At 34.4% G+C, this 18610-nt stretch carries 15 protein-coding genes and 2 tRNA genes; 11 read left to right on the top strand and 6 right to left on the bottom strand.

What is annotated here, in order from left to right; all coding sequences use genetic code 11:
- Nucleotides 1-78: 78 nt before the first annotated feature.
- The 4 genes from DKT72_RS14050 to DKT72_RS14065 all read right to left on the bottom strand — a co-directional run bounded on the left by DKT72_RS14050 (nt 79) and on the right by DKT72_RS14065 (nt 3753).
- Entirely contained in the window at nt 79-1416 is a 1338-nt protein-coding gene (locus DKT72_RS14050) for a TrkH family potassium uptake protein (protein ID WP_111309380.1), read from the bottom strand.
- Between the two features lies 1 nt (nt 1417).
- The gene (locus DKT72_RS14055) at nt 1418-1747 is read right to left on the bottom strand and encodes a hypothetical protein (RefSeq protein WP_111309381.1); all 330 of its coding nucleotides are present in this window, start codon (nt 1745-1747) and stop codon (nt 1418-1420) included.
- 298 nt (nt 1748-2045) lie between these two features.
- The gene (locus DKT72_RS14060) at nt 2046-2723 is read right to left on the bottom strand and encodes a response regulator (protein WP_111309382.1); all 678 of its coding nucleotides are present in this window, start codon (nt 2721-2723) and stop codon (nt 2046-2048) included.
- Nucleotides 2716-3753: a sensor histidine kinase gene (locus DKT72_RS14065; protein WP_235841711.1), complete on the bottom strand. Its 1038-nt coding sequence runs from the start codon at nt 3751-3753 to the stop codon at nt 2716-2718. The genes DKT72_RS14060 and DKT72_RS14065 overlap by 8 nt, the downstream gene beginning before the upstream one ends.
- 442 nt (nt 3754-4195) lie before the next feature.
- Between DKT72_RS14065 and DKT72_RS14070 the strand changes: the two genes are divergently transcribed.
- Nucleotides 4196-5071: a hypothetical protein gene (locus tag DKT72_RS14070; RefSeq protein ID WP_111309384.1), complete on the top strand. Its 876-nt coding sequence runs from the start codon at nt 4196-4198 to the stop codon at nt 5069-5071.
- 51 nt (nt 5072-5122) lie between these two features.
- Nucleotides 5123-6424 carry a beta-helix domain-containing protein gene (locus tag DKT72_RS14075; protein ID WP_111309385.1) on the top strand — a complete coding sequence of 434 codons (1302 nt, stop codon included), beginning with the start codon at nt 5123-5125 and terminating at the stop codon, nt 6422-6424.
- 64 nt (nt 6425-6488) lie between these two features.
- Here DKT72_RS14075 and DKT72_RS14080 read toward each other — a convergent pair whose 3' ends face one another.
- A complete protein-coding gene (locus DKT72_RS14080) occupies nt 6489-7019 on the bottom strand; it encodes an RNA methyltransferase (RefSeq protein WP_111309386.1) in 531 nt (176 codons plus the stop codon).
- Nucleotides 7020-7290: 271 nt separating this feature from the next.
- Here DKT72_RS14080 and mutS point away from each other — a divergent pair, with 271 nt between their 5' ends.
- The 8 genes from mutS to DKT72_RS14120 all read left to right on the top strand — a co-directional run bounded on the left by mutS (nt 7291) and on the right by DKT72_RS14120 (nt 17072).
- Nucleotides 7291-9870: a DNA mismatch repair protein MutS gene (gene mutS, locus DKT72_RS14085; RefSeq protein ID WP_111309427.1), complete on the top strand. Its 2580-nt coding sequence runs from the start codon at nt 7291-7293 to the stop codon at nt 9868-9870.
- Nucleotides 9871-9969: 99 nt separating this feature from the next.
- Nucleotides 9970-10042, top strand: a tRNA-Gly gene (locus DKT72_RS14090).
- 23 nt (nt 10043-10065) lie between these two features.
- A tRNA-Leu gene (locus DKT72_RS14095) sits at nt 10066-10149 on the top strand.
- A gap of 164 nt (nt 10150-10313) precedes the next feature.
- A complete protein-coding gene (locus tag DKT72_RS14100; protein ID WP_111309387.1) occupies nt 10314-11198 on the top strand; it encodes a carbohydrate kinase family protein in 885 nt (294 codons plus the stop codon).
- 175 nt (nt 11199-11373) lie between these two features.
- Entirely contained in the window at nt 11374-12360 is a 987-nt protein-coding gene (locus tag DKT72_RS14105; RefSeq protein WP_111309388.1) for a GntR family transcriptional regulator, read from the top strand.
- A gap of 3 nt (nt 12361-12363) precedes the next feature.
- Nucleotides 12364-13851 carry a xylulokinase gene (locus DKT72_RS14110; protein WP_111309389.1) on the top strand — a complete coding sequence of 496 codons (1488 nt, stop codon included), beginning with the start codon at nt 12364-12366 and terminating at the stop codon, nt 13849-13851.
- 23 nt (nt 13852-13874) lie between these two features.
- A complete protein-coding gene (gene xylA, locus DKT72_RS14115; RefSeq protein ID WP_111309390.1) occupies nt 13875-15200 on the top strand; it encodes a xylose isomerase in 1326 nt (441 codons plus the stop codon).
- Between the two features lie 201 nt (nt 15201-15401).
- The gene (locus DKT72_RS14120) at nt 15402-17072 is read left to right on the top strand and encodes a sodium:solute symporter (protein WP_235841712.1); all 1671 of its coding nucleotides are present in this window, start codon (nt 15402-15404) and stop codon (nt 17070-17072) included.
- A 76-nt stretch (nt 17073-17148) separates the two neighbouring features.
- Here the strand turns inward: DKT72_RS14120 and DKT72_RS14125 are convergent, their stop codons facing one another.
- On the bottom strand, nt 17149-17424 hold the full coding sequence (locus DKT72_RS14125) for a hypothetical protein (RefSeq protein ID WP_111309391.1): 276 nt from the start codon (nt 17422-17424) through the stop codon (nt 17149-17151).
- A 143-nt stretch (nt 17425-17567) separates the two neighbouring features.
- Between DKT72_RS14125 and DKT72_RS14130 the strand changes: the two genes are divergently transcribed.
- Nucleotides 17568-18599, top strand: coding sequence for a LacI family DNA-binding transcriptional regulator (locus tag DKT72_RS14130; protein ID WP_111309392.1), 1032 nt, complete (start codon nt 17568-17570; stop codon nt 18597-18599).
- Nucleotides 18600-18610: the final 11 nt, after the last annotated feature.

Below are 18610 nucleotides of genomic sequence, written 5' to 3' on the forward strand. Positions count from 1 at the left end.
ATCGCCTAAATATTAAATAGGATTAATTCGAAACGACGTATCATCATACTTTAAATTAAAGAGTCAATCATCAAAAACTCATATAGCCAAATCTACTTCCCCTGCTTTTGTTCTCATATTGTTTCGTCTGGCAAGAATGGCTAACCCAAAAGTTAATACACCCAATCGGCCAACAAACATGACTGCAATGATTACTATTTTCCCAAAAGCGGATAAACTACCTGTTACTCCCATACTTAATCCTACGGTTCCTATGGCCGAAGTGGTTTCAAAAAGAATTTGGTCTAACGGAAAATCTTCAGTCATTGCCAATAAAAAAGTAGAAATAAAAATAACCGAAGCGTAAAGCATAAAAACAGAAGTGGCTACATAAAGTCTTTCCAGAGGAATCTCTTTTCCAAAAAAAGTAACCTGTTTATTGTTTCGTATTCTGCTCCACATAATCGCCATTAAGGCTGTTAGTGTGGTGGACTTCATACCGCCACCCGTTCCAGATGGCGAGGCTCCTACATACATTAAAAAAATAACCACAAGCAATATTCCCAGTGAAAAATCACTTATGGGAACCGTATTGAACCCCACTGTTGTAAGTGCCGTCATGGATTGAAAAAACGATACCATGAGTTTACTGTCTTCTAATTGACTTATAGAAGGTTCAAAGAAATATATCATAACAGTACCTAGGATTAACAATAACACAATAACACCCAAGATGGTTTTAGAGGTAAAGGTTATGGCTTTTGTTTTGCCCGAAAGCCGATTCCAAAAATCTGTAACAACAATAAAACCCAACGACCCACAAATGGATAATACTGAAATAATGGTATTGATGGAGGTATTGCCAGCAAATTGCTCAAAACTGTCATTGTATAATCCAAACCCTGCCGTACAAAAAGAAGATATACTATGGAAAACACTGCTCCAGATGGCAAAATTAGGTTCTACACCTGCATTTGTAAAGGCTATATAAAAGCATAACGCTCCAATGGTCTCAATAACAATAGTAAAGATGATGACAGATTTCAAAAAATCTTTTATTTCAAAACCTTTGGGCATAGAAAATTCAGCATTTAAAACGCGCTGATGCCAATGGGTTAGTTTACTTTTATTAGATAGTAAAATGAAGGATGTAAACGTCATATATCCTATACCTCCTATTTGAATAAGTAACATGACAATGAATTGACCAAACCAATTATAGGTATCAAAAATACTGACTGTCACCAACCCGGTTGTCGAAATGGCCGATGTAGCAATAAACAAACTATCCAATGCCGAAACTGCCTGTTTATGGAAGAAAGGTACACACAGTAACGCCCAGCCTATAAACGTATAAGTCATAAATCCGAACAAAATATTTTGTTGGGGCGATAGGGATATTTGAAATTTTCGATATTTTTTAATGAGTGGTATCATATTAGTGTAATTGATTTTGTAATTCGGTTAAGTGTTTTTGAAGGCTTGTTAGTTGAACAATTATTTTATCCTTATTCTGCATGGGGATATTTAGATTCTCATATAATAACAAGGCAAATTTTACTGTTTGAAGAAAATCTTCAATATTGTTATATAAGTCTACAGAACTCTCGGAGTGGGCAAACCATTTTAAACCTTTTTTTATATTATCATTACATTGAAAAATGCTTTTAGCGTTTACATCATAGAGTCTTGAAAATTCTACAATATCAAAGCATAGCAGCACCATCACATCGGTCATTTTTTTGGTTATTGTTATGTCTCTTTTCATGAATTGTAATTTTTAGAAATGGAAGTATTTGGAGCAATTGTAAATGAGAGTTCCTAAAACTAATATGACAATAGTTGGTACAATCAAATACTTAGCATCCACATACCAATCGCTAATAAACTCATGTGGTTTGCTGTTATACTCATCATAGAAAAAAACCCGCCACATTCTTGTAAAATTTTAATGCTACAAAGTTCACACGAAAGTGATATGCAAAAAATCAAGGTTTAATGAGATCTTATAAAGATTTTATAAAGAGGACGGCTTATGTCCCGTAATGCCAGTGGGAGGCATATTATTACTGGAATCTGTACCCAACACCACTTTCTGTGATGATGTGCTGAGGATTGTTGGGGTTTTCTTCAATCTTTTTGCGAAGTGTACCAACAAACACCCGAAGATATTGTGTTTCTGTTTGGTAGCTATAACCCCAAATTTCTTTTAGAATAAATTGATGAGTTAACACTTTCCCTTCGTTTTTGGCAAACAATGCCAATAAATTATATTCCGTTGAAGTGAGTTTTACAATGTCTTCTTTTCGCTTAACTATTCGGGCAATTAAATCTATTTCAATATCTCCGCAAAGTATGGTTGAATTGTTTTCTGTATTCTGACTTCTTTTAATTGCCGAACGAATTCGTGCCAATAACTCCCCTGTTCGAAAAGGCTTAGTTAAATAGTCGGTTGCGCCATTATCCAAAGCAGAAACAATATCCGCTTCATTGTCTTGAACCGATAGGATAATGATGGGTTTATTATACCATTCCCTTAACTCTTTTAGAATTTGATGACCACTTTTATCCGGCAAACCAATATCAAGCAAAATTAAGTCGGGTGGATGACTAGCAGATACTATCAACCCTTCTTTTCCTGTGCTTGCTTGAACAACCTTATAGCCGTTGCTTTCCAAATTTATTTGGAGCAATTTCCTAATTTGTGGTTCATCATCTATAATGAGTATTTCTGCCTTATTCATTGTCGATGTCTGTATTTTGTGATATTACACAAGGAATTTCAATTGTGAATTTGGCTCCTCCTTCTGGTAAATTTTCTAAAATCACGTTACCGTTCATGGATTCAGTAAATCCTTTAACAATGGAAAGTCCCAAACCAGTTCCTCCTGCTGCAGTATTGTGTAAACGATAAAATTTGTCAAAAACAAAATCCATTTCATTTTCTGGAAACCCCTTGCCATTATCAGAAATATGAATAATGCAGTGGGCTTCTTTATATTCTAGATCAATCCTAATAGTAGAATTTCTGGGAGTGTGCTGTATGGCATTATGGATAAGGTTATGCAGTATTTGCGCTACCAACCCTCTGTCCAATTTAAACAAAGGTAATTTTTCATTTGGCATGAACTCTATTTTATGATAAGTCGCGGCCTCTTTATTGTCCTTTATAACGGTAAACACAAGCTCATTCAAATCGCACCAATCCTTTTTGGGCTGAATAAATCCAGCCTCAAGTCTACTCATACTCAACAAGTTTTCTACTTGCCTATTGAGTCGTAATCCCGCAATTTCAATTTCAGAATAAAGCTCATAACGGTTACTATCAGAAAGTTTGGTTTGATTGTCTTTTATGGTGTCAATCGCCCCAATAATGGTTGAAATAGGCGTTCTCAATTCGTGCGAAAGCGAATTGAGCAAGGTATTATAAAGTTTGATTGCTTTTACCTTTTCTTCTTCATCTCTTTCCTTGCGCTCCACTTCCCTTATTTTATAGGTTAAAACCGCATTAATGGAAGCAATGGCAAAATACATTAAAAACATCAATCCATCTTCTGCAGTGCTTATATGTAATGTGAATATTGGTGGGATAAAGAAGAAATTCCAAATTAACGCACTTAACAATGCCGAAAGCATCACTGGAAAAATATCAAAAAGAATGGCATTGAGAGAAACAACCAAAAGCAAAATAAGAGCAACAGCTCTATAACCAATAAAGCCTACCAAGAAAAAACACAAAACAGCAGTAAGCACGACGAGTAGAACACTTATCAAGTATTGATTCTTTTTGCTGTAATTCCTTGTTCGAAGAAAATCCAAAATTTTTATTACAAAGTTAGCTATTGTATTATAAAGATTTCGTAAAGATATGAGGTGTTAAATAAGGAGAAAACATCTTGACATATGAAATCTGTTTTATTAAGAGTCGGTAATCTAAAAAATTAAAAGTGAATCCTACATCCATCTTAGAATGATAAACTCAGAAAACTTTTTAACGTTCAATTATTACATTACTTACACTACCTAGGATAGCATTCTATCTATTTTAGAATTTGTGAATTCACAGAATTCCAACGATTTATAATGCCTAAATACATGATTTTAAGCTATTAAAACTACTAAAAATGCCCTTAATCGAATTTTTTTGAGGTTATAATATGTTAGCATTTACATTTGACCTACCCTCATTTACTTTATTGAATTTAATTTATTACTTATGAAAACAATATTCTTATTGCCCATTCTTGCATTCTTAACGGTGTGTACTACACAGTCTCAAGAAAAGGATTTTGAATTTAACAGACTACATACTAGGAAATTAGAATTAAAAGGACAATCTGCTTCAGAAATCTATAGCGTGTCTTACGCTGCCATAGAGGAATCAACAAATCCTGAATACACAACATTAAAAACGGAATTAGAAAAGTTAGTCGCCGATAGTCTTTCTAAAAAGGCTGATTACGACAAAGCTCTTGCTAAAATTAATGATATATCGATTATTAAAAACAAGGTCATTGCTTTTAATAACTCCAGTGAATCGTTTGGAAAAAAAGTAACGCTTTTAAAAGAGTCACAGATTCTAGCCTTAAAGCATCATATGAGAGATCTTTTTTATTCAGATAACGAGATAAATAAAGAAATGAAGGCTGGTTTTTTGCTTCTAACTTTAAAGCCTGAGGATATGAAAGTGCATTTAAACAAGATTGTATTGAAACTAGATGCTAAAATTAAAGCCCCAGAAATGCCTACCTATGTTTCTTCAGTGGCTTTAAGAGAGAAACTATCCCATACTAAGAAAAAGCTGACTAAAGATTCAAAGAGTGCCAATGGCTATATGTTACAGAATAACATGGTGTCTCCTGAGGACATCGCAGGAAATTTTGAGCTTGTAAACAGCTATTATGTATTAAGCATGCCAACTCACGGGTTTTCAAAAAATCAATTGGTATCAAAAAAAGCTGTTTTGAGTCTAGGCATCCCTTCAAAAAAATTATACTCCTTTAAAGAGAAAATGCTCATTCAAAATAAGCGAACTAAAGAAATGTACTTAGTTGACAATAGCTTTATTAACAACTTTTCAGTAAAAAGTTAAAAAGGCATTATTCGGTTTTATAATGCTTGTTTAATAATTAAATCTATTATCATGAAAAATTCCACTAAAATAATATGCTTGCTAATACTAGTTTCAGGATCTCTTAATGCCCAACAAGAAAGAGGCATCATAGGCTCTAACAATTGGCTAAATATCTGGACAGAATTTATGCCAAATAAAGTCGATTATAAAGAAAACACCCATATCTTATCTGGCAACATAACAGAAGATACCGTACTGTATAAAAAATACACGTACCTGCTATTAGGACATGTTTTTGTTACAAATAATGCCATTCTGAGTATAGAACCAGGCACAGTGATTATGGGAGATTCCAAATCTAAAGCCACACTGACTATTACCGCAGGAGCTGGCATCATAGCAGAAGGGACCATCACCGATCCTATTGTTTTCACTTCAAATAACATGACAAAAAAAGCAGGAGATTGGGGAGGCATCATAGTACTTGGAGAGGGATATACAAAGACTATGGGGGAAAATTCAGTAAATTCTCTTTATGCAGATCTTGACACTTCAAACTATAAAGACAGCCATTCAGTTGGAGAAACACCAAAAAACAATTCCGGATTTATATCCTATATGAGAATTGAATACGCAGGAGGGACATCGCAAAATTCCCAAGTATCCAATGCTTTATTATTAGCAGGTGTAGGAGCCAAAACAAGCATAAATAATGTTATGGTAAGCTATTCGGCTGGTAATTCTGTAAGTGTTATGGGCGGAGACGTTAACATGGAACATATGGTTTCTTATAAAGCTAAGGGAAATGACTATAATTTTAGTGATGGTGCCACTTGTACTATATACAACTCATTGGCTGTTCGCGCTCCTTATGTATCCTCAACCGATTCTAGAAGTATAAACGTAGTTTCTTATGATACTGCCCATGAGGTGGATCCTACTAAAAAAGAAACCTTTGTAGTAGCAGAAAACATGACGCTTTTAACGGATACAGAAAACGTAGAGCATGATATTGAATTGGGGTTAATAAGGGAATCTATATATGTAGGCGACCATACAAATTTTAGGATGGAAAGAAGTGTGATTTCTGGTTTTAATAACGCCATAATGCTGGATGAAAACATAAAAATTAATGATGCTAGTTTGTCTAGAATACAGCTTAAAAACATATATTTTAACAATTGCAGTAAAAATATTTCTTCAAAATTTAAAGATGACAATGAAGATTTAGAGAATTGGTACGGAAACCCTTCTTTTTTCAACGTCTATTCTAAAACAAATCATTCGGAATTATTTATTGATACAAACACAAGCAAAAAACCAGATTATAGATTACGTATAGACAGAATATTGGCTATGAATAAAGGTTAAAAAAACAGCTAATAATTAGTTTATGATACTTTTTCAATATCCCATCAAAACTGGAATTGCAAAATTATGTGTTCAACTTAGAAAACAAGTCCCAAACAACCACTCCAACACTCACTGAAATGTTCAATGAGTGTTTAGTACCATATTGAGGGATTTCAATCACCACATCACTTGCAGACACGACACTTTGAGACACCCCTTTTACTTCATTACCAAAAACCAAGGCATAGGTTGTTTGAGGGTTTGTCGTAAAGTTGTTTAGCATGGTGGCATTTTCAGCTTGTTCGATGGAACAGATTTTCACGTTGTCGGCTTTTAATTTTTCAATCAAATCGATGGTGTTTTCAACATACTCCCAAGCAACGGTATCGGTGCTTCCTAAAGCCGTTTTATGAATGTCTTTATGCGGTGGCGTGGCGGTGATGCCACAGAGATAAATCTTCTCTATTAAAAAGGCATCACTGGTCCTAAATACGGAACCAATATTGTTCAGGCTTCTTATATTATCGAGGATAATGATTAGCGGTGTTTTTTTTACCGATTTAAAATCTTCAACACTCAATCGGTCTAATTCACTGTTCTTTAGTTTTCGCATTTCAAAAAAATCTTTTTGCCATCCCTACGAAGGTGGGAATCTCATTTTTAAGGGTGTTTGCCACGGATACCCTAATTAAAATATATATTCGTGCATTTGTGGCTATTTTTCAATCCATACAATGTTAATAATTGTAGATAACTTCTAACATCTTGATTTCAAAAAATATCAAATAATATCTACATTAGCAATTTTACTATTTTGAAATCAACACGAGCAAAAATAACATTTAAAAACCACTTTTCCATTGGCTAAAAAAGAAACCCCTTTAATGAAACAATACAATTCGATTAAGGCAAAATATCCTGATGCTTTGCTATTGTTTCGGGTGGGCGATTTTTACGAAACCTTTGGGGAGGATGCTATTAAAACTGCTCATATTTTAGGTATCATCTTAACCAAACGTGGTGCTGGTAGCGACAGTGAAATTGAATTGGCCGGTTTTCCGCACCACTCTATAAATAATTATTTACCTAAACTGGTTAAGGCTGGTGAACGCGTAGCTATTTGCGACCAGCTAGAAGATCCTAAACTGACTAAAGATATTGTAAAACGAGGTGTAACGGAGTTGGTCACCCCTGGTGTGGCTTTAAATGACGAGGTATTGGTTTCTAAATCCAATAACTTTTTATGTTCGGTGTATTTTGACAAAAAGCATATTGGGATTTCTTTTCTTGATATTTCCACTGGGGAGTTTTTAACCTCACAAGGCAACGCTGAGTATATTGATAAACTGTTACAGAATTTTAGCCCTAGCGAAGTCTTGGTTTCTAAACAAAAGCGCAGTCTTTTTAATGAAACTTTTGGGAAAGATTTCCATACGTTTTATATGGAAGATTGGGTATATCAACCCGATTATGCTTATGAAACCCTGATAAAGCATTTCAACACCAAAACGCTTAAAGGCTTTGGTATTGAAGATTTGCATGAAGGCATTATTGCTTCGGGCTCCATTCTTCATTATCTATCGGAAACGCAACATAACAAATTGCAACACATCACTGCTATTTCCAGAATTGCCGAAGATGAGTATGTGTGGATGGATAAATTTACTATCCGAAATTTAGAGCTTTATAATTCCACTAACAACAATGCCGTAACGCTTTTAAGTGTTATTGATAAAACCATTTCGCCCATGGGTGGACGTATGTTAAAACGTTGGTTGGCATTGCCTTTAAAAAGTGTGGACAACATAAAGCAACGCCATGAAGTGGTTAGCTTTTTTACCAAAGAAACGGCGATACATCAAAAAATTCAAAATCATATAAAACATATCGGCGATTTAGAACGATTGATTTCTAAAGTGGCGACTGGCAAAGTCAATCCACGAGAAGTCATTCAGTTAAAAAATTCGTTGGAAGCGATCGTTCCTATAAAAGCATTGGCATCAAATTGTGATAACGACTCGCTTAAAATTATTGGCGATACCCTTCAAAATTGTGATGTGCTTCGGGCCAAAATAAAAGCCATGCTTAATGAAGATGCGCCCGTTAATGTTTTAAAGGGCCATACCATTGCTGCGGGATTTTCTTCGGAATTGGATGAATTGAGAGGCTTGTCCAAATCGGGAAAAGATTATTTAGACAACATGCTTCAGCGTGAAAGTGAACGCACAGGCATCACATCCTTAAAAATAGATTCCAACAACGTTTTTGGATATTATATTGAAGTTAGAAACACCCATAAAGATAAAGTACCTGCGGAATGGATACGCAAGCAAACCTTGGTAAGTGCCGAGCGTTACATTACCGAAGAACTAAAAGAATACGAAACCAAAATACTAGGTGCCGAAGATAGGATTCTAGGCATAGAGCAACAGTTGTTTTCAGAGCTTGTTATGTGGCTCAATCAATATATCCAACCTGTACAACAAAACGCCTATTTAATTGGACAGCTTGATTGTTTATGTGGCTTTGCACAATTGGCGACAGATAATAAGTATGTGCATCCTGTTATGGATAATTCCTTTGATTTAGATATTAAAGAGGGTCGCCATCCAGTTATTGAAAAACAACTCCCTATTGGCGAACCCTATATCACTAACAATGTATTTTTAGATCGAAGTACCCAGCAAATTATCATGATTACGGGCCCCAATATGTCTGGTAAATCGGCTATTTTACGTCAAACCGCCCTCATTGTTTTATTAGCTCAAATAGGAAGTTTTGTACCTGCCGAATCGGCAAGAATTGGCTTGGTTGATAAAATATTTACGAGAGTTGGTGCTAGCGATAATATTTCGATGGGAGAATCGACCTTTATGGTGGAAATGAATGAAACCGCTTCTATTTTAAATAATATTTCTGACAGAAGTTTGGTGTTGTTGGATGAAATTGGTCGTGGCACGAGTACCTATGATGGCATTTCCATTGCTTGGGCTATAAGCGAATATTTACACGAGCATCCTTCAAAACCAAAAACATTATTTGCGACACATTATCATGAACTCAATGAAATGACCGAAACCTTTGGTCGTATTAAAAACTTTAATGTATCCGTTAAAGAATTAAAAGATAATGTGCTTTTTTTACGGAAATTAGTGGAAGGTGGCAGCGAACATAGTTTTGGTATTCATGTGGCGAAAATGGCGGGTATGCCTCAACAAGTTTTGCATCGCGCTAACCAAGTTTTGAAGAAATTAGAAAAATCACACTCTAGTGAAGAGCTAACAGAGAAGGTAAAATCTTTAAATAATGAGATGCAATTAAGCTTTTTTAATCTGGACGACCCTTTACTAGAAAATATTAAAGAAGAAATATTACATATTGATATTGATACACTTACACCTGTAGAAGCCCTTATGAAATTGAATGAAATTAAGCGTATGCTCTTAAAGAAAAAAAGAGCCTAGAAATAAAAAATATTATTTTATTAAAAAGGCTTTGGTTTTAGTATAAAAATTTTAAATTTGCATCCGCTATCGAAAGATTTGCACGTTCATAATACATAGGCGAAAATAGCTCAGTTGGTAGAGCGCCACCTTGCCAAGGTGGAGGTCGCGGGTTCGAATCCCGTTTTTCGCTCAGAAACTTATAAAAAATTCCATGCTGAGGTGGTGGAATTGGTAGACACGTTGGACTTAAAATCCAATGGCCATTAGGCTGTACGGGTTCAAGTCCCGTCCTCAGTACTAAAGCCTTTACAATAATATTGTAGAGGCTTTTTTTATTTATATCCCCTTTAAAAAATACTTAAAACATATCAAAACCATAATAAAACACCGGTGATAGGTTCTATTCCAAAAGATATTTTGTAATTTTAGTTTCTTCTATTCTTTTTAACAATCCTAAAAGTATGTTTAAAATTATTTGTTTCGGAGAAGTCTTATGGGATGTATTTCCCAATCATCAAAAAATTGGAGGTGCCCCATTGAATGTAGCTTTACGATTGCAATCCTTAGGCAATGATGTGTCTATGATAAGCAGCGTTGGCGATGACGCCCTTGGAAGAAAGCTTCTAGACTATATAGCAGAAAATGGTGTAAACACAGAACATATTCAAATTACTGACGCTTTTAAAACAGGAAAGGTGCAAGTAACACTCAACGAAAAAGGGTCTGCATCCTACGATATAAATTTTCCCAGTGCTTGGGATCATATTCTTATAAATGACACATCCATTGGCAGCGTAAAAGGATCAGATGCTTTTATATACGGCAGCTTGGCAACAAGACATCATGTTTCTAAAAACACCTTATTTCAACTTTTAGAATACGCTCCTTACAAAGTTTTCGATTTAAATCTTCGTCCTCCTTATTACTCGAAAGACCTTTTAATTCATTTAATGAACAAGGCTGATTTTATTAAATTTAACGATGACGAACTGTATGAGGTAAGTGGATATTTAGAATCTAAATACCATGCCATGGAGCAAAACATTCGATTTATTTCACAAAAAACAAACACAAAAAACATATGTGTTACCAAAGGAAGCCATGGAGCCGTACTACTTTATAATAACAAACTATACTACAATAGCGGATACCTTATTGATGTAAAAGATACCGTTGGGGCTGGCGATTCTTTTTTAGCCTCCTTGATTAGCAAACTACTCAATAATGTTGATCCCCAAGAAGCTATAGACTTTGCATGTGCTGTAGGTGCGTTGGTGGCGCAAAGTGAAGGTGCCAACCCTAAATTAACAACTTCTCAGATTGAAGACTTTATAAACCCAACGTAAATAAGTACCCCAACTCCTTTTGGTTAAAAATTATAACTGTTTGATTTAAAGTTATACCAATAACTTATCCACATATTTAGAATTTGGTAAAATTTTTGGTTAAAATCGATAATTGTATTTGTACGATTAAAAAATATAATTACATTTGCATACCAGAACAGAACAGAACGGTTTAATGAATTTAGATATAAACTTTAATAGCGATGTTCCAAAATATCAGCAGTTGGTAAATGCCATTAATGATGCGCTTGCTAACAATACGCTGACTAGTGGAGATGCTTTGCCTTCTGTTAACAGCATATGCAATAATTATAGCCTGTCTAGAGATACTGTATTTAAGGCTTATACTATTTTAAAAGAAAATAGTGTTATAGAATCAGTTCCCAACAAAGGCTATTATGTTGCTAATGATACCCGGAAAGTGCTTTTAGTATTGGATACCTTCAAAGCGTACAAAGAAGTGTTATATCATTCATTTGTAAATAATTTACCTAAAAATGTTATTGTAGATGTACAATTTCATCATTATAACATTAGTAATTTCAAAACCATTTTAAATAATGGCAAGGGCAAATATTACAAATATGTCGTTATGAGTTTTAATCATAAAGATGTACCTGTAATATTATCTGAATTTGATAATGAAAAGTTATTATTAATAGATTGGAATATCCATTCAACCGACACTAAAAATTATGTCTTCCAAGATTTCGGAAAGGCCTTTTATAATGCTTTAACGGAAGCTATTATTCCTTTCAAAAAATATAAGAAGGTGGTTTTTGTGTACCCTAGTTATACAAGTCACCCAACAGAATCGCTTACTTATTTTAAAAAGTTTTGTGAATCACATAATCTAAAATATAAAATTATTACCAATACTAGTGAGTTTATCATTACAAAAGGCGAAGCTTATATTAGTGTGAGTGATCGCGTTTTAGGAATGTTTTTAGAACAATGCCGAAGCAACAATTTTGAACCAGGAACCGATGTGGGCTTTTTATCTTATAACGAAACACCTATGAAACAATTCATCTATAAAGGTATTTCTGTTATTTCAACCGATTTTCAGGAATTAGGTGCGAAAGCTGCTGCGTTTATAAAACAAGACAAACCATTACAAAGTTATATACCAACAAAATTAATATTAAGAGAATCATTATAAATTATGTATTATTTAGGATTAGATATAGGAAGTTCTTCTATTAAAGCGGCTTTAGTTGAAGTTGCGACTGGGAAGAGTATCGGTGTGGTTCAAGAACCAGAACAAGAAATGAGTATGTTCGCTCAAAAAAATGGTTGGGCAGAACAAAAACCAGAAGATTGGTGGGTACATATATGTAATGCCATTACCCGTTTAAAAAAACAGTATAATATTTCAAGAACCCAAATAAAAGGTATTGGTATTTCTTATCAAATGCACGGTTTGGTAGTGGTTGACAAAGAAGGCAAACCCCTTAGAAAAAGTATTATTTGGTGTGATAGCAGAGCTGTAGAAATTGGTAACAAAGCTTTTGAAGAGATTGGTGAAGACACCTGCTCATCGAAATTACTTAACTCACCGGCTAATTTCACAGCCTCTAAATTAAAATGGGTAAAAGATAATGAGCCAGACATTTATAACAAGATTTATAAATTCATGCTTCCTGGAGATTATGTAGCTTACAAATTTTCAAATACTATAAACACAACTATCTCTGGTCTTTCTGAAGGAATCTTTTGGGATTTTAAAAACAATACCCTAGCCAATTTTCTTTTAGAACATTATGGCATTGATGAATCCTTAGTACCAGATATTGTTGATACGTTTGGTTTACAATCTGTTGTGGATGAAAAAGGAGAAGCCGAAAGTGGTATTGCTGCTGGCACACCTATTTATTATAGAGCTGGAGACCAACCAAACAATGCCTTATCCTTAAATGTATTTAATCCAGGAGAAGTAGCTGCGACTGGAGGCACTTCAGGTGTCGTGTATGCCATAACAGACAGTTTATCTGTTAAAGAAAGCGCACGCGTTAACAATTTTGCACATGTTAACTATAAAAAGGATGAAGCGGCAAGAATTGGCAAATTGCTATGTATTAATGGCGCTGGCATCCAGTACAGGTGGTTGTTAAATAATTTAGATGTAGATTCATATGAAGAGATGAATAACTTGGCTTCAAGTATTCCAGTAGGGTCTGACGGCGTTTGCTTAATTCCTTTCGGAAATGGTGCAGAACGTATGCTTAATAATAAAGAAATAGGTACCAGAATCGTAAATTTAAACCTCAACAATCATCATAAAGGACATATTTGTAGAGCAGCTTTAGAAGGTATTGCCTTTTCATTTGTGTATGGAATGGAAATATTAAAATCTGATGGTATAAATCCAACTGTTATTAGAGCTGGAAACGATAATTTATTTCGCTCAGACATCTTTGCAAATACCGTAGCCACATTGATTGAGCAGGAAATAGAAATATATAATACCACTGGTGCTATAGGAGCTGCACGTGCTGCAGATTTACACAAAGGCGATTTTGAAAGCTTCGGAAAAGCCATCATTGACAACGATCATGTGATGACGTTTATGCCTTTTAAAGACAAGATACCGTATCTTGAGGCTTATCAGAATTGGAAAAACGAATTAGAAATCATATTAAATAACAAATAAACATTAACTAAATTATAATTACAATGGCAATTATAGGCAACAAAGAATACTACAAAGGTATTGGCGACATTAAGTTTGAAGGAAAAGAATCCGACAACCCATTAGCATTTAAATACTACAACCCAGACCAAGTGGTTGCAGGTAAAACCATGCGTGAGCATTTTAAATTTTCAGTGGCATACTGGCATACATTCTGCGGACAAGGAAGTGATCCATTTGGTCCTGGAACACAAAGTTTTGAATGGGATAAATCTTCTGATGCGATTCAAGCTGCAAAAGATAAAGCAGATGCTGCTTTCGAATTTATTACCAAAATGGGATTTGGTTACTACTGTTTCCACGATTTCGATTTAATTAGAGAAGGTGCAACATTTGCTGAATCTGAATCTAGATTAGCAACTATCACAGACTATCTAAAAGAAAAACAAGCCGCATCAGGTGTTAAATTACTTTGGGGTACTGCAAACTGTTTCTCTAACCCACGTTACATGAATGGTGCATCTACCAATCCAGATTTCAATGTGGTGGCAAGAGCTGGTGGACAAATAAAATTAGCTTTAGATGCTACTATGGCATTAAATGGCGAAAACTATGTGTTCTGGGGTGGTCGTGAAGGTTACATGACCTTATTGAATACAGATATGGGCCGTGAGTTAGACCATATGGGACAATTTTTAGCGATGTGTAGAGATTATGCACGTGCTAAAGGGTTTAAAGGAAACTTCTTTATTGAGCCAAAACCAATGGAACCATCTAAACACCAATACGATTTTGATAGTGCAACTGCTATCGGTTTCTTAAAAGAATACGGTTTAGATAAAGATTTCAAAATCAATATTGAAGTAAACCATGCGACCTTAGCACAACACACTTTCCAACACGAAATCGAAACCGCTGCAAAAGCTGGTATGTTAGGAAGTTTAGATGCTAACAGAGGTGATTACCAAAATGGTTGGGATACAGACCAATTCCCAAATAACATTCAAGAAACAACAGAAGCTATGTTAGTTTTCCTTAAAGCTGGTGGTTTACAAGGTGGTGGTGTTAATTTTGATGCAAAAATCAGAAGAAACTCTACCGATTTAGAAGATGTTTTCCATGCTCATATTGGTGGAGCTGATACATTTGCTAGAGCTTTATTGATTGCTGATAAAATCATGACTTCTTCCCCTTACGAGAAACTTAGAAAAGAGCGTTATGCATCTTTTGATTCTGGGAAAGGAAAAGAATTTGAAGAAGGCAAATTAAGTTTACAAGATTTATACAAAATAGCTCAAGAAAATGGTGAATTATCATTACAAAGTGGTAAACAAGAGTTGTTTGAAAACATTATAAATCAATATATCTAAAAATTGAATTTTGGCTTTACTTTTCAGTAAAATCAAATAATATTGATTGTGTTAATAATAAAGAGAGGCTAATAGCCTCTCTTTTCGTTTTTATTGGAGTTTCATTAAAATAATAAATATTTCATCAACTTATTAAGCAAGAGTAATTTGTAATAATTTAATTAATATATTTATAGTCGACTAAACTAAATCATTTTTTATATGAAAACTTATTTTTTAGCTATGCAATCGGTTCTAGAAAACTTAGATTGGGTAGTTCTCGGAGTTTATTTCCTTGCCTTAATAGCTGTAGCCGTTTGGGTAGTTTTACAAAAAGATAAAAATACCGAAGATTATTTTTTAGCGGGCAGAAATGTGGGATGGTTTGTTATTGGAGCTTCTATTTTCGCTTCCAATATAGGATCTGAACATGTTGTTGGATTGGCTGGAACGGGATTTGAATCTGGAACCCCCATGGCCCATTATGAATTACATGCGTGGATCGTATTACTTCTAGGATGGTTATTTCTGCCTTTTTATATTAGAAGCGGTGCCTTTACCATGCCCGAGTTTTTAGAAAAAAGGTTCGACAGCCGTTCTCGATGGTTTTTATCTTTATTTTCGTTAGTAGCTTATGTCCTTACTAAAGTATCCGTTACCATTTATGCAGGCGGTATTGTAGTATCTGAATTATTGGGAATTCCATTCTGGTATGGTGCCATTGGCATTGTGATTTTCACAGGAATATATACGGTTGTTGGAGGTATGAAAGCGGTTATCTATACGGAAACGTTACAAACTGTTATTCTAATCTTGGGCTCAGTAATTATAACTTATTTGGGTTTAAGAGAAGTGGGTGGATGGTCACAATTACGGGAAACAGTTATTGCTGTAAAGCCTGAGCATTTTAATATGTGGCGATCAATGCACGATTCTCAATTCCCATGGACAGGTTTATTATTTGGTGGAACGATTGTTGGTATCTGGTATTGGTGTACAGACCAATACATAGTTCAACGAACCTTGGCAGCCAATAATATTAAAATTGGTAGACGTGGAGCTATTTTCGGAGCCTATTTAAAACTACTTCCTATCTTAATTTTCCTTATTCCTGGTATCATCGCATTTGCTTTATCCATTCAAAATCCAGAAGTATTTTCAGTAGAAAAAGCAGATAGAGCATTTCCTATGTTGGTAAAAACACTATTACCAGTTGGATTAAAAGGATTGGTAGCGGGAGGCTTAATGGCAGCTTTAATGAGTTCATTAGCTTCCGTATTCAACTCCTGCTCTACTATTTTCACTATTGATATTTATAAAAAATTACATCCAGAAAAAACAGAGAAAATTTTGGTTCAAACCGGTAAAATAGCCACTGGATTCATTGTTGTTCTAGGGATTATTTGGATTCCTATTATGGAAAAAATTGGTGGCGGAGTGATGTATCAATACCTTCAAAATGTGCAATCTTATATAGCCCCTCCAGTAACTGCTGTTTTTTTATTGGGAATCATTTGGAAACGAGTAAATTCTAAAGCTGCTATAGTAACATTATTATCAGGATTAGTTCTATTAATTTTACGCTTAGGCTCTGAAATATATTATCAACCTCAAATATCATCAGGTATTAAAGTTGAAAATTTCGCTTTCATATTCGCTACCATTAATTTTGCCCACATGGCTATATTTATGTTTATTTTTTCTGTAATTGTATGTGTAACGGTTAGCTTGACTTCCCAATCACCTAATTACGAATCGATTAAAGGTTTAGCCTTTGGAACACTTTCAGAAGAACAAAAACAAGCGAATAAGGATAGTTTTGACGCTATTGATGTGGTTCTTTCTGTATTATTAGTGCTTATTGTAATTGGTGTCCTTAGTTATTTCACTTAAGTTACTATTTATAAATCACTTAATAAAAAAGGGTCTTCTATTGAAGACCCTTTTTTATTATTATAAATCTATAGAATTAGTCTTTTCTAACGTCATCAATTTTTTTATCAATGGCTTTACCAGCCTTTTTAACAGCATCTCCTATAGCATCAACAGCACTTTCAATAGCCTTCCCTGCATCTTCTAATACTTCTTCTGTTGCTTTTGCTGCATCATCGGCAGCATCTTCAATCGCTTCACCGGCATTTTCAAGAACTTCTTCGGCAGAATCAACCTTTTTATTATTTCTACAAGATGTAAAAGCTAAGCTTAGTACAAATATTAAAGCGAACATTAATACCATTTTTTTCATTGAAATCATTTAATTATTAAGTTATATATGCGAATAATTATACATTTAGATGATAATTTCTTAAAATTTTAAATTAAATTGATTTTAAATTAAAAATGTAGTTTGTTTTAAAAATGTATATTTGACATATTTTTTTAAGATCCATGAAAAAACATACAGAAGTTACTATTTATGATTTAGCTGAAAAATTGAATTTAGCAACTTCGACAATTTCAAGGGCATTAAATGGTCATCATAGTATTAGTCAAAAAACCATTGATAAAGTAAAAAGAGCAGCTATTGAAATGGGATATCGTCCAAATAATTTAGCCGCTAGTTTAAGAAATAAAAAAACAAAGACTATTGGGGTTCTGCTACCGACCATTGCTCAACCTTTTCTTTCTTCATTAATAAGCGGTGTTGAGATAACAGCTCAAGAAGCAGGATATAATGTAGTTATTATGCAATCACACGACTCCTATGAAGAAGAGGTCAATTTAATCCAGTCACTATATAGCAGCAGGGTTAGTGGTGTTATTTGTTGCTTAGCAATGGAAACCCAAGACATCAAGCATTTCAAGATATTCACAGATAATGACATTCCGTTAGTCTTCGTAGATAGAGTACCAAAACATGCGGACACCTACCGAGTGATGATTGATAATTATGCTGCAGGTTATAAAGCGACTAAACATCTCATAGACCAAGGATGTATAAACATTGCACATATTACTAGAGCTTCTGAATTTGGGAATATTTATAGTGAAAGAAAAAAAGGATATATAGATGCCTTAAAGCAAAACAACCTGCCAGTTGATAATAAACTTATAGTAAATCTTAAATCTGTAAGCTACGAAGAAACCGAAACAGCAACCAACAAACTGCTTAACTTAAAAAACCGTCCCGATGGTATTTTTGCAGCAGGAGACATGTTAGCCATTAGTGCCATTCAATGTGTTAAAAAAAGAGGCATTAAAATCCCAGAGGAAATAGCGGTAATTGGTTTTAACAATGACCCAAATTCTAGGATTATAGAACCTAATTTATCAACCATTTCACACCCGGCAGAAAAATTGGGTCAAGCTTCGGCAGAAATTATTCTAAAAAATTTAGAACAACCTACAAAAAACGACATTAAAGACATCACAGTTTTAAATACTGAGGTTATTGCTCGTGATTCATCCAAAAGAAACTAATTTTATCAGGC

It is taken from the genome of Confluentibacter sediminis, assembly GCF_003258355.1.
In the GTDB taxonomy this organism is placed as follows: domain Bacteria; phylum Bacteroidota; class Bacteroidia; order Flavobacteriales; family Flavobacteriaceae; genus Confluentibacter; species Confluentibacter sediminis.